Source organism: Acaryochloris marina S15 (assembly GCF_018336915.1).
GTDB classification, from domain to species: Bacteria; Cyanobacteriota; Cyanobacteriia; order Thermosynechococcales; family Thermosynechococcaceae; genus Acaryochloris; species Acaryochloris marina_A.
The window spans coordinates 3,197,372-3,210,855 of record NZ_CP064923.1; the positions used below are offsets into that span (position 1 = coordinate 3,197,372).

At 43.7% G+C, this 13,484-nt stretch carries 11 protein-coding genes; 2 read left to right on the forward strand and 9 right to left on the reverse strand.

What is annotated here, in order from left to right:
* Nucleotides 1-2 precede the first annotated feature (2 nt).
* The 4 genes from I1H34_RS14880 to I1H34_RS14895 form a co-directional block, all read right to left on the reverse strand.
* Nucleotides 3-2,153 (reverse strand): methyltransferase domain-containing protein, encoded by a 2,151-nt coding sequence (locus tag I1H34_RS14880; RefSeq protein WP_212661835.1) that lies wholly within the window; start codon nucleotides 2,151-2,153, stop codon nucleotides 3-5.
* The gene (locus I1H34_RS14885) at nucleotides 2,104-3,402 is read right to left on the reverse strand and encodes an ABC transporter ATP-binding protein (protein WP_212661836.1); all 1,299 of its coding nucleotides are present in this window, start codon (nucleotides 3,400-3,402) and stop codon (nucleotides 2,104-2,106) included. The genes I1H34_RS14880 and I1H34_RS14885 overlap by 50 nt, the downstream gene beginning before the upstream one ends.
* Nucleotides 3,403-3,648: 246 nt before the next feature.
* The gene (locus tag I1H34_RS14890) at nucleotides 3,649-4,509 is read right to left on the reverse strand and encodes an ABC transporter permease (protein WP_212661837.1); all 861 of its coding nucleotides are present in this window, start codon (nucleotides 4,507-4,509) and stop codon (nucleotides 3,649-3,651) included.
* A gap of 165 nt (nucleotides 4,510-4,674) precedes the next feature.
* Entirely contained in the window at nucleotides 4,675-6,057 is a 1,383-nt protein-coding gene (locus I1H34_RS14895; protein ID WP_212661838.1) for a glycosyltransferase family 4 protein, read from the reverse strand.
* A 547-nt stretch (nucleotides 6,058-6,604) separates the two neighbouring features.
* On the opposite strand from I1H34_RS14895, the gene I1H34_RS14900 reads away from it, so the two are divergent.
* Together I1H34_RS14900 and I1H34_RS14905 are read left to right on the forward strand one after the other, a co-directional pair.
* Entirely contained in the window at nucleotides 6,605-6,781 is a 177-nt protein-coding gene (locus I1H34_RS14900) for an IS4/Tn5 family transposase DNA-binding protein (protein WP_212661557.1), read from the forward strand.
* The gene (locus I1H34_RS14905; RefSeq protein ID WP_212661556.1) at nucleotides 6,778-7,995 is read left to right on the forward strand and encodes an IS4 family transposase; all 1,218 of its coding nucleotides are present in this window, start codon (nucleotides 6,778-6,780) and stop codon (nucleotides 7,993-7,995) included. The genes I1H34_RS14900 and I1H34_RS14905 overlap by 4 nt, the downstream gene beginning before the upstream one ends.
* A 169-nt stretch (nucleotides 7,996-8,164) precedes the next feature.
* Here the strand turns inward: I1H34_RS14905 and I1H34_RS14910 are convergent, their stop codons facing one another.
* The 5 genes from I1H34_RS14910 to I1H34_RS14930 all read right to left on the reverse strand — a co-directional run bounded on the left by I1H34_RS14910 (nucleotide 8,165) and on the right by I1H34_RS14930 (nucleotide 12,889).
* Complete coding sequence (locus tag I1H34_RS14910; RefSeq protein WP_212661839.1) at nucleotides 8,165-8,662, reverse strand: hypothetical protein; 498 nt, start codon at nucleotides 8,660-8,662, stop codon at nucleotides 8,165-8,167.
* A 34-nt stretch (nucleotides 8,663-8,696) separates the two neighbouring features.
* Nucleotides 8,697-9,812: a hypothetical protein gene (locus tag I1H34_RS14915; protein WP_212661840.1), complete on the reverse strand. Its 1,116-nt coding sequence runs from the start codon at nucleotides 9,810-9,812 to the stop codon at nucleotides 8,697-8,699.
* Between the two features lie 238 nt (nucleotides 9,813-10,050).
* Nucleotides 10,051-12,261, reverse strand: coding sequence for a GumC family protein (locus I1H34_RS14920; protein ID WP_212661841.1), 2,211 nt, complete (start codon nucleotides 12,259-12,261; stop codon nucleotides 10,051-10,053).
* A gap of 98 nt (nucleotides 12,262-12,359) precedes the next feature.
* Nucleotides 12,360-12,614, reverse strand: coding sequence for a hypothetical protein (locus tag I1H34_RS32215; protein WP_249369262.1), 255 nt, complete (start codon nucleotides 12,612-12,614; stop codon nucleotides 12,360-12,362).
* A gap of 89 nt (nucleotides 12,615-12,703) precedes the next feature.
* Nucleotides 12,704-12,889, reverse strand: coding sequence for a hypothetical protein (locus tag I1H34_RS14930; RefSeq protein WP_212666459.1), 186 nt, complete (start codon nucleotides 12,887-12,889; stop codon nucleotides 12,704-12,706).
* Nucleotides 12,890-13,484 lie beyond the last annotated feature (595 nt).

Below are 13,484 nucleotides of genomic sequence, written 5' to 3' on the forward strand. Positions count from 1 at the left end.
AATTACAAAATTTTGAGAATTTTCTTGATATCAGCCAGATTTCTCAATGTAATTTCCCATAACCCTTCTTGAGCACGCTTAACTTGATCTTCTATCTCATCAATCTTTTGTCCAATGCTAGTCATATCCGTGACCAGAGTAGACCGCAAGTCTTCACCTTGAATTTCAGCGCCCCATTCTTGATGATGAATATCTTCCAAGAAGAAGCGTAGCTTATCGTGACTAATCAAACTATAAATTGCTTTTCCAAGTCCAAAGGGAATCATTTGAGCATGGCCTCTCATCCCGAAAGCCAAAGATATTTTACGATATTCACGAATAATCACATCTGGTGGTGCACGATGGAGATTAATTTGTTCAAGTTCAAGTCCGCGAGCTCTGAACCATGCATAAGCTTCAGCATCTGTCCGCATATGCATGAACATTTTTGGACACCACCCCTTGTTCTTTAATTCCAAAAGTGCATCAGCTACTGACCACAGAATTTCATCTTCGCGCTTGCCAAACCTAAGGTGGTGCCTATCGAACGCGATATTTACAGCAATTACATTACCCGGCTCTCTGTCATGAGTTTCCACCTTGGGATAAAATTTTTGCAGGAATGTGGTCGCACATGGTTGAAAGGTAATCTTCGAATGCAGCTCTGGTGGAAGATATTGCTTAAGAGCTTCCATACTTCCTCGATTCCGAATCCCAAAAAAGGCACTTTTCCGAACCAGTTTTTCTACACTTTCTCTGAATTTAGGTGAGAATTCAGGCTGACCTCTGAAGCGGTTGTAACCAACGGCAAACACAATAATTGGCACTTGAATTTTCTCTAACAGTTCGATAGGGCAAGCCCATTGCCATCCAGACAATTCATTAAGGTTAGAGTCAGAAAGGAAAAGGCCTCCACCGCCAATTAGAACAGCATCTTGCGTATTGATTATATCAATGGTTTGTTCCGTAACTTTTCCTCTTAAGGGAATCAGCTCAAACTGAGTTGGCGATACATATTGCTGGAATAGCCACCTAATAGCAGGAAATAAAAGCGTATCCCCAGCATTATCATTAGCGTGTAAGCCAATATGAGCAATTTTAAGTCGAATATTCTCCGTCTCTACTGGTGTAACCGCAACATTTTCAGCATTACATAGATCTTGGGGTGTCTTATCACGCCAGGACTTCAATTGATTCTTTAGTCGACGCTTAGCTGCTACAAGGTATTGCTTAGCAGTTCGAGATCTTTTGCTCGAACTGATATCATTTGCATCAACTACTATTTTCTTAATTCGTCGTGGATCATCCGACAGGGTAGATTGCAATGCTTTAGCTTTCTTTTGCGCTATAATCCATAGCCCATTTCCATGCCATCCACTCTCTATTGGCTCAAAACCATTTTTGAGCATGAATGATCTTAAAACCGTTTCAGAAAATGTGTTGATGTGAACATCCCAGAAGAAGAAATCTATACTTTCTCCATACCAACGATCAATACTTGGACACTCTATATAGAGCAAACCATCATTCTGCAACAGATCATAAATTCTACTTAGAAAGGAATTTGGATCTGGCACATGCTCAATAACATGGAAGCTAGAAATTACATCGAATCTGTCTTCTGAAAGATAGTATTCCAACGAAGTATTCTCTATTGAAAGACCATACCTCTGCTCAACAACACTTGTATAAACAGAATCCGGCTCTAGCCCGGAGACCTTCCAACCAGCTCCCTTCATCAATCTGAGGAAGCTGGCTGTGCCACAACCAATCTCTAAGATGTTTTTTTGATCATTAGGGCTATATAATTCTGATTTCAAATGATTTTGCAGCGTTTGAAATCTAGAGAATGCCAGTGCTTCACACTGCTTGAACTTCGCGTCATCAGGCTTGTGTAAACTTCTCTCATTGCGGGAGAAACCACCACCTGCGTATAAATTTTCCAATTCAGTAGCGCTTGGCCTGGGTAGAACAAAAACGAATCCACACTGCTCGCAAATGTAATTTTTGACATTTTTGACATGTCTCCCCTTACCGTAAATAAGACTACGCTTATCACTTCCACAGAGCGCGCAATTATATGCCATTTTTAGCTCCAAAAATAATGAGAAAACTACGAGAAGGCTAGGCAGAAGAGATATCCCAAGAATATGGCTGATAAAAAGCAGCGCCACTCAGATTGAAAAACGTATCTACGCTAAAATCATATGCTTCTACGAAATCTAAAGTGTTTAGAGCTCCTTGGCGAACGACAAGCTTCATCATATAGTTACCAGGTTTGAAGCAGACCTGCGGAAAAATAACAGCTATTTTGTTCATCCCCTTACTCAATTTGATTTCTTTACCATCATTTTGGTTGCTAATAAACAAAACTGAGTTTCCAGCGCTTAATTTCTCATAAAAATTAAGCCTCAAATTAATGTTGCTTAAATCAGTTTTCGCGTTACATAGAATAGATATTCTTGCAGATTCGCCACAATACAAAGTCTCAGAAGAATCATTTCCTTCAGATTTTATTTCAATAGATTCAATGGATAAGGTTGAAGATTTTTTCAGAAAATCTTCAACCTTATTTGTATTGTGTACAATCCTTCTATCTCCATGCTGCTGAGAATCCATGAAGATAAGATCTCTCTCATACTGAAGCACAATTTCTCTAGCTTCTCCAACGTTTAGAAGCTTACCCCGATTTAAGTAAGCCACTTGTTCACAAACTCCCGCAATTGTTTGAGAGTTGTGACTGACCAAAATAAATACGGTATCACTGTTTCTTAATTCTCCCAGTTTTTTATGACATTTAGCTTGGAAGCAAATATCACCTACCGCAAGAACCTCATCGACAAGAAGAATTTCTGGCTCGGTAAAAATTGCACTGGCAAAGCCTAAACGTGCAGCCATCCCAGAACTATAACTCTGGACAGGCGCATCAATTGCATCCCCAATCTCCGCAAACGCCACTACCTCCTCAAACCGTTCATCGATCTCCTGTTTCGACAAGCCCAAAATTGCCATATTCACATAAATATTTTCCCGCCCCGTCAAAATTGGGTTAAACCCCGCCCCCAAGGCAATCAACGGCGCCACCCGTCCATTCACCTCCACCGAACCATGATCTGGCCGGATCAACCCACTAATAATCCGCAACAGCGTCGTCTTCCCTGCACCATTGGCACCCACCAGCCCCAGCGCTTCCCCCCGCTTTAGCTCAAAGCTCACATTGTTTAACGCCCAAAACTCCCCCTTACGCAGCTCTACATCTTGCCGCTGTGCGCCAAACACCTCTCCAGCAATATCCTGCACCCCATATAGCAAAGACCGCTTTAAATCACGGCAAAACCGTTTAGAAACATTCTTCACGGACAAAACAACGCTGCCATCCTTAGACGACTGATGCATAATAGGCTCTAGATAGGTTTGTGTCATCACTTAAATAGGGTGAAAGGTTACTACTCAGGCACTACATTTAGACTCTTGGTTTCTTAAAACACTACATATGGTGTTTGCCATTAATCTCCAAACGTCAAAATAATAAGCAATTCTCAACAAGGAGCCGCATTGCCCATTTTATTGAGAATTGAATTTCAAACAAAAATTGAGTGTAAATCTTTCTCACAGGTAGTTCTGGAGATTTTAGGGGGCAGCCTGAGTAGTTACGGTGAAAGTTTGAATTTACGAGCTCATCCGCTCCACCATAAATGGCATTGCCAGGCGATACAGCATCCAGCCCAGCAGGAACAGCCCTAAGGCCAGTCCACTGGCCCACCAAAAGCCTATAACATCCGTCAATACTCCGGTTGTCGCTAGTTCCCGTGTTGTTACCAGCAATGGTGTTACCGGATTTAGCCGCACAATGCTCCCAAATAAACCACTTTGCGGCACTTCGTAAATCACTGGTGTCAGCAGCAGCCAAGGTGCCACAATCATCGGTAATACCTTCTGCACATCTCCATACAGCGCCCCCAGTGGCGCTAACACCAAGCCAATCCCTGTCCCCAGCATCACCAGATGCACCAGCGCTACTGGCACCAACAGCACCGCCCAAGTCACTGGCATCTGAAACCAAACAAATAGACCCACAATCAAAATCAGCTTGATACCAAAGTTAAACGCCACCTCCCCCAGTTTCGCCAGCACCAATGCCTCACGCGGGAAATTGATTTTCGCCAACATCGCCTTTGCTGCATTGACTGCCATAATTGGCCCATTCAGCGCCTCTACAAAGGTCTGCCAAAGGGCCATACTGAACATGACATAGGCCGGGTAGGGCAACTCCGTTTCACCCAGGTTCACTACCCCCGTATTGCGAGCCATAACCAATCCAAACGCTGTCACCACTGGCGGCATAAAAGCCCAGAAAATTCCCAGTAAAGACTGCCGATATTGAGCGCTGATATCCCGCACCAACAATCGCCAAGCCAGTTCCCGAGAAGCCAGCAAGTCACGGCCCATTTCCTGCAACATTTGCAGCGGGTGACGAATGCGGCTTTCAGGTGTGTAGATCACTCGCTTAGGAGCATGATATTGATTCATAGTCTTGGGTAGATTGCGCTAAGCTATGGTTCAAGCAACTCTCTCTAAATACTGAGCCGTTCCCTTATCGGCTCCATAGTCCGACTCAATATTTATAAGTGCGTTATTTTTCCGCCCCACTGCGACCAACCTCTATTCAGTTAAACTTCAGTCATATCGACCTATCTAAGACTCTGTTTCAGGGGCAGGATGAGAGTCAGTGTTCAGGATTTGTCGATTCAGTTTCTGTTTACGCAGTTCTCGGTTGCGTAAAGATTGATCCACAACTTTGAGGTATTTCTTGGCAATAATTTGGGGTGTAAAATGCTCTTCCAAATAACGATGGGCATTTTCACCCATCGCTTGGGCCGCTTTATGATCCTTCTGTAAATACAACAGAAAATCTGCTAACTCCTTGCCATCTCCATTCTCAATCGTTATCCCACAATTGGCATCGGCAATTAAATCATTCAGATAGGAACTCTTAGGACATACGGCCACAATAGGACGTCCTGATGATAACGCAGAATATACTTTACTGGGTGCAACTAAATCCTGCATTCCTGGACTTACGCTGACTAAAGAAATATTTCCTGCCGTCAAAGAATAGGGCAACACCTCCTTATCCTGATAGGGTAAGAACTGGCAATTTTTCAAACCACGGTCTTGTACCTCAGCCATCACATCAGATCGTTTTGCTCCACCCCCAATAAACACAAATTGAATCGGCTCATCCTTTAACAAGATCATGGCTTCCAACAATGTGTCCATATCGTGGCAGCGGCCCATATTACCGGAGTAAATGACCGTAAAAATATCTACTAGGTGATATTTCCAGGCAAACCAATTTTTAGTTTTTGGAATAGGCACAATCTGTTTGGGATCTGCCCAACTATGAATCACTGAAATTTTCCCCCGCACTCTTGGACATTGCCGAATCACCCGTCGCTTCATCGCCCCACTCAAAACGATGATCCCACTGGCATTTTTCCAAACGTAATAGTTCACCAATCGCCAAGCTTTCGCTAAAACATGATTGTGGTTAACAACATTAAGCTCAACTGCTATATCGGGATAGAGATCGTAGACCAAACAAATATAGGATTTGCCTAAGATCAAAGAAGCCAAGTATCCCAATACAGGCAAAAAAGGTGGAGCCGTTGTCAGCAAAATCACATCATACTTTCGTGCAGACCGGAGCAGATGTAACCCCGCCCGCAAAAAAAACAAAAGACCATTAATAGCTTTACCCCGAATTTGTTTCGGCCAAAGTTGGGCGGTCCTAGAACGCTTCACCCGAACCTGATGCCGATCTTCTTTTAGAGGAGATTCTCGTTGGACTGTAAAGGCGTATCCTGGCTGACCACTAAATACACTGACCTGTATATCTTGTTGGGATAACTGTTGGGTGATCTCATCAATCAGTTGTCCAGTCGGGGCATAATCCGGGGGAAAGAATTGCGTAAACACCCCTAGATGTGTGTCTTTAGTAACTAGTCCCAATGTCTCAGTAGTATTGCCTTCAAGATCAAACTGCACATCTGTTGATAAGAAATAGTTACGTGTCATAGGGGCAAACAAGTAGGAGAGTAAGCAAACCGATGTGGTTCAGTAACATTGGGGAAAATGAAGATGTTCGAATCTAAACCTCGAACATTATTGTTCGAGGTGTTTATAGGTGATGGTAATAAAAAATTTTCAGCAGGCGATCAAAGTCTAACTATCAATCTTTTAGTGGGTTACAGCATTTGCTACATAGCGCTCTGCTTTGTAAGTTTCTGGCCATCCCACATCATTGTGTAGATCGGTGCGGTTATCCTGCGAAGTTGGATCGGAATGGCCGAAAAACATAAATGGAGGGTCATCCCTTCGAAGGCCGCAGCAATAACTCCTCCTAAGCGCAAGATTGTCCCCTGCTGTCCTCAACTCTTGGCGCGAGTGCAATCAATCCAGACTTCTAACTCTCAACCAAGTTCAGTGGGTTTAAAATGGAACTGTGGGGGGTTTAGTAATCTGACTTTTCCTGCTAAGTCTTCCAGTGCTTAGTGGGTGGTATTTGTAGCCCTTAGTCTCAGCCTTGGTTAAAGTAAGTGCAGTGATACCCAGAGAGCATCTAATGAGTCCAGAGCGTTATGAGCAAAATTTTGGAACCTGTGAGTTGGGTGATCAACGATTGAATCACCGTGCATTCAGTATCGGTCGTTCTCTGAGCGAGAAATTTGGTCAAGCCCTATCGACCGTATTTGAGACTGGGAAAGCCCTCAAACGGTCTTACGAGTTTTCGCAAATGTGAAAACCAGCTTCGCTAAGATTATTTCTCCTCATTGTTCTATGACCGCTTGTAGCGTATCGTCGCAAGAGATGACCTTGAGTGTTGGCGACACCACCTTCCTCGACTATGAAGGTATCAAGCAGAAGCGCCAAGGCTATGGTCCCCAAGGCAGAGGGGGGAATGGATTATTACTCCATAGTGCCTTAGCCGTTGACCCTGAGCAGGGCCAACCCTTGGGTTTGTTATGGCAAAAAGTGTGGAATCGTCAGCATCGTCCCAAGCCCCCGAAGAATGAAACGTCCCGACAAAAGAAGAAACGTCAGACCAAAGCGCGTAAAACTGCTCGGGAGCGTCTATTTGAGGAAAAAGAATCCTATCGTTGGGTGGAAGCACTGCACGCAGTGGAGAAAGCTGTGGGTCCTTCAACTCGTATCATTCATGTCTTTGACCGAGAAGGAGACATTGCTGAAGTCTTTGAACGACTCAATACCCTAGACAATACGGGACTCGTGGTTAGAGCCTCTCATAATCGTTGTCTAGAACACGATCCTAATCGCCTGTGGGAAAAGCTGGAAGCCCAGAGTGTTCAGTTCGAGTATGAGATTGACTTACCTAAAACGAAAGGCCGGAGTGCGCGCACGGCTAAGTTAGCTGTGAGATGTTGTCTTGTTGAACTTCAAAGACCAGCCCGACTAGCTGCCAGTCAACCCCTTCAGGTTTACGCTGTCTATGCAACAGAAGTAGCCCCACCTGAAGGGGAAGAACCAGTGTCATGGATGTTGCTCACTAGTGAAGTCGTGACAACAGTAGAAATGGCCCAAACCATTTTGCGTTGGTACACCTACCGTTGGCGAGTTGAGGAGTATCACAAAGTTCTAAAATCGGGCACTCAGGTGGAGCGATATCGGTTGGCATCTGAGGGAATGAAAACCTTATTGGGATTCCTGTGTGTCACTGCTGTAGAGCTGTTGCGTGTGACTTATTTAGAACGAACACAACCTCAATTACCTGCACAAGATGTCCTCACGCCTTTACAGATCAAAGTTCTCATTGCCAAGACCCCGAAGGTACCTAAAACATTAACGGTGGCATGGGCTGTTCAAGCAGTTGCACGACTCGGGGGATATCTGGAGCATCGTCGAAACACACCGATTGGAATTCAAGTCCTGTGGAAAGGGTGGGCGAAGCTCAATGACCTGATTGAAGGCTGGCTGTTAGCTACCCAGGAGACTTAGCAGGAAAAGTCAGGTTTAGTAATGATTACACCTAATCAAATAAAAAAATAGAGATCATTGGTCAAACACAGAGGCTCTTAGAGATACAAGGACTTAATGATTGATCCAGATTTTTCCCAGGGGATAAAAATTACATCCCCAATATTACCTTTAACAAAGAGCGGATCTTCTAAGATTCATCACCTTCACCAGAATCAGAGCCTGATTCGGTATCTGCCCCAGAGTTAGATTCTTGTTCAGATTCTGAACTACTGATAGAGTCAAATACTTTTTCGGCGTCAGTTACATCTACACCGCTTGTTTCTCCTATGTCCGTTACCTTAGTCCCCATTTCCTTAGCATCAGCTGTTGTGCAACCAGACCCACCACAACTATTTTCTATATCGCTGAGCATGCTCTCAACATCAGCAGCCTCCTTTGATTCTGATTCATCATTATCCGCCCCAGTTTCACCACTAATATCTGAACCATCTCCTCCCGATATATCTGAACCATCTCCTCCCGATATATCTGAACCAATGCCACCACCAATATCTGATCCGGTACCACCCGGAATTTCTGCATCTTGGCCATAGGCATTGGGGATAGGAGCTAATAAGAGCAACCCACCCAGAGCCAAGGTCAATCCAAAACCTTGAGTCCCATATTTGCTAGTGCTATTCTGCATGATTTCATAACTCCTTCGTTCGTCAAACACCTTGTCAAAACTTCCAAGACATCCCCACACTGATAATGAAACGAGGATTTTCTCCGGCCCCCAAAATATCCCGAATAGCAGGGGAAATCACTAGGGGAATCTTTCGGAATGGAGCAACCGATAGCCCCACAGCCAAATCCTGTCCTGTCCATTCTACAATCGTGGACACTGGACGGGCGACCAGTATCGTTGCCGTTCCAAATGGACTCACGGTGGTGCGATCCGCAACAAAGTCATCTTCCAATCGAAATCGACCAGTCCCTACACCAGCCGTCAGGGCTAGGCGACTAAACGGTTGATTCACATCTTGACGGAGGTTAATGATTTTTGACACGGATCCATAGAAGGTATCTTCAAAATCATTATCATCTCCTAAATTGATCAATCCTTCTGCCCCCACTGCGACGGCCCATCGGCCTGGGAACTGGCGATGAATCTTGGCATTAAATCCCCCCGTACCAAAACTGCGACCAATCTGGCCAAAACTGGCTAAACTATAGGAGATTTGCACCCCAATATTTTTTCTAGCGTCTCCAAAGCCAATGCCAAATCCAGCTGTAGCATCACTGTCCGGTGCACGCCGGACCCGTTCTTGAAAGTTAAAATTGGCAAAGGCTGTAAAATTGTCCGCTCCAAACCCAGCCGGGTTAGAAATCGTAATAGCTGGAGAACTCCGCCCCCGACGGCTTTGTTTTTTAATTTCTTTCTGGATGTTTTCCAGACTTTCTTTAATTCGCTTGATCTCGTCTTCTGTTAGGGGTCGGTCCTGGGGGGCAGAGTTAGGAGCATCTCCCTCCGATTCCAGTGTGTCTCCCTCTGGAGTATTAAAGTCGGTCCCCAAATTGTCAGCCTGAGCCTGCAACTCGGATACATCAAGATTCTGATCTAATACTGTCTCAAGTAATACTGTTTGATTTTTAACTCCCTCCTGGGAAAGAGGCTGTTCCAATAAAGACTGGGGTAAAGGGAGTGTCGATTGAGGGGAACTTAAGGGTGACTCATGGGCCACCTCAATGGAAATAGGCGTTTCTGCTGCAACGAGTCGAGGAAGACAGAGTATCGCCATTGCACTAGACAAGTACAAGGGACCCAACGTTCTCAACAAAGGATATGTATTCAAGTCAATGGAATCCTCATCTCACAATAATTAGATCAAACTGAACGACCCAGGCATTCACCGATGTGATTTCTGAGAAAGAATTTACCGTTTTTGACAAGGACGTTCTATGCCCTGTAATTCATTTAGTTGGTTTTTCTAGTAATTTATTTCCTGGAAATCACCCGAGTTGCTCCAGTGTCTCTGGGTTTACAGCATCACTGGAATTCACAAGAAGCACTGGAGCTAAAAAAAAGATGGGCTAACGGAGAAATAAATCTTTGGGTGAAGGAAGTGAGCGCTGGGTCCCAGAACCACTCTTTGACTTAGAATCACCATAATAGTTATGGGAATAGTAGTAGTAGTAGGAATAACTTTCATTTTTGGTGACAATACCATTAATGAATAATCCCAACACAGCCGTTCCTGACTGCTCTAAAAGCTCTTTCGCGCGTTTGGCGCTCGATTTTTCTAAATATTCGGGTCGACCTACCAGTATTAACCCATCGGTTTCTTGAGCCATAATCAAAGCATCCGCCGCTGCCATCAAAGGTGGAGCATCAATTAACACAAAATCATAGCGATCGGCCTGCTGGGCCACAAAGGTATGAAATGGGTTAGAGTCAATCAATGCTTGGGGATTAGGGGGTAAAGATCCAGAGGTTAACAGATCTAAATTGGGTTGCACCGAATGAGTTATGGGTGTCCCCCTATCAGAGTCTTCTGTCGCAGCTAACACATTGGATAAACCTGTTTGATTACTCACTTCCCAAATCAGGTGTTGGGTCGGTTTGCGTAAATCTGCATCTATTAGTAATACCCGATAGTTCATTTGGGAGAGGACAACGGCCAAGTTAGCACTGGTCCAGGATTTTCCTTCCTGGGGTAAGGCGCTACTAAATGTCAACACTCGTACGGGTGCTTCCGTGCTGAGAAAGCGTAAGTTTGCTCTCAGCATCCGATAGGATTCAGAGATTGGTGATCTGGGATTTATGATGGTTGGCAGGGCCACCTGGTCTTCAGATTCCGATGTATGGATTGGCACACTGCCCAAAACTGGCCAAGACGGGTAAGTCTCACGAATATCGTCTACCGTTTTTAGCTTCGAATCAATCTTTTCCAGAAAATAGGCCAATCCAGCGGCCAGTAATGCTCCGGCGATGACCCCTCTCAGGATCTCTGCAAACTGATTAGGTGCCACTGGTGTTGAGGGTAACTCAGCTAACTCAACAATTTTGGCAGTGGGAATGGTTTGATTCTCCGTTAATTGGGCATTCTGTAAGCTTTGAAGTAGCGCTTTATAAGTAGTTTCAGCAACACCCAATTCCCGTTGAAGCTGCCGAAGTTTTTGTGATAGGGTGGGGAGCTGTTGGGAGCGACTCCCATAAATATTCAACTGAGCTTCCAATACTTTCTGTTGTTTTAAGAGGCCTTGCCGAACAACATTTAGCTGCACCAACTGGTTTAATAACTTTTGGCGTGTAGAGTCTACAGGTTGTTGATTAACCTTTGAACTTTCACCAATTGAAGTTTGAATTGTATCTTGCAATATTGATTGAAGACGCTTTTGTTGGTCTTCTAAGTCTAAAATTGTGGGGTGATCCGGAGTTAAATTGGTTCTTGCTAAAGCAAGGTTTTGACTCACTTCTTGTAAACTATCACGTACTTTTTGAATGGCAGGTAATTGGCTAGCAGTACTAATGTCAAAGGCGGAATCTATGGTCACTCCCAACTGACCCCGAATGCTCAATGATTCAGCCTCAATCTTGGCAAGTTCAGTTGCAACCTGATCTATTTGGTTTTGAATGTTAATTTGCGCTGAAGTAACAACGTTGGCCAGACTTTCCACATCACTAATTTGATTCGCTTCCATAAATCGTCTTAAGGATTGGTCTGCGACGAGAACGTTTTGCTTGATCTGAGGAAGCTGCTTAGCAATGAACTGCCGTGCTACTGATGCTTGTGAGCGATTTTCCTGCAAATTGTAATTGACATAGACTTCCATCAACTGGTTAACAGTAGCAGAAGCGATACGGGGGGCGACACTTTCAAACTTTACATTGACAACATCTGTACCTTCTTGCGGGGTTATGGTCAATGAGGCTTTCAGGGTAGAAACTTTTAATGAAGTATCTGAGTTATTGTTTTTGAGAAAATCCTGTAAGGAAACCAAGGTCTTTTCCAAAAGAGGATGAGATTTCATGATGGCGATCTCAGTGGAAATTCCTTGATCTGAATTAGAATTAGCTTCTATACCTTTAATACTAACGAGTTGTGACGTTTTATTCGGAACATTGAGACGTAATTGCCCTACCGCCTGATAAATGGGTGTTTTAGATAAAGTGTTGAAGGTATTTAAGACACAAACTCCAGTAAAAAAGCATAGAGCAGGTTTCCATCGTCGTTTAAAAATGGACCAATAATCTACAGAAGTATTTGTTTCGATTGGGGTAGGCAGCGGATTGGTAACCATGGTATTAGTTTTTTAGGCGCTACCCAAATGGATAGCTATTGATATCAAACTAGACGGTCAAATTTATAAGCGATTCCAACCGGCAAGTTAGGAGAATGTTACTTCATATACCGGAATTGCTTGATTTGGTGGCCTGCCATGCGAGCCTGTTTTTTGGTAAATTCGCCAACAGAAGGGTTGCCTCTCGGATCAGTCACTCCAATGGCTCGTTGCCAGAGTTCAGGGGGAGCGACTGAAACTTGATAGGTCTGGTCGGTTTTACGAATGTGATACCACTGCACGTTTTGGCATTCTTCACACCAGAATGCTTCCAACCAGTGTTCCCTCAAGATCACTTCAGATCGACTCGCCAATATCCTCCGAGAAGCGGATTTACCCAGGCCATGCTGCTGTAGCTGAGAAGTTTGGTTGGAGTAAAGGGAATGTTTTTGGCTGACACTATCTAAATAACAGTTATGAATAGGGCAATAAATTGCTCTGCGTTTGGAGCGTTTCCGATTGCGATCGCACCTTCTCCCCAAATTCGGCCTCCTTTGCGCGTAAATACATCATTTGCGGCATCGCAAGGTTCGTGTTTTGAGGCTGAGATCAGTCTGACCATCGAAGCCCCAGAAACAAGTAATTTCATATTATTCAGTTCAGTCTAATTAAGTGCTAACTAGAAGGCAGCCTCTTTCAGATCGAGGGAACTTCCAGTAGAGCGAAGCGAGAGGAATGTGACCAATCTCAAGCTAAAGTATATTGCCAAAATCTGGCAAAAAAAGACAGATAAACTCTATTTGATTACACGTGTCAGACATATTTCCCCCTATGAATCGTCAAGCCGACAGATGTGAATAATTAATTGAGATAGTTCCCTATGGACTTAGAACATTATCATGCTTATCAAAACTAAATATTCATCTTAAGCATCAGAAAAAACTAATTTTAATGATTTTCATCTATCTAATTAATTATTGCCGTTGAAAGCATAGCATGCATTTTTTATTTTGTTAACCAATAGAAGTCATATTAAGTCATATCTACAATGAAATTTAAAGTAATAGTCAAAAAATCCTCCAAACTAGCTTTTTAGCAGAAATTCGGCGAATTTATTCTATCTAAGGCACTCAAATATGACATATACAACTATTCTGACAGATCTATTATTACAATAATTGTGATTTGTGATACAAGTCAATATTCCTTAGAAATAGAATAAAAACTTGTCTCGTTCTTATTCT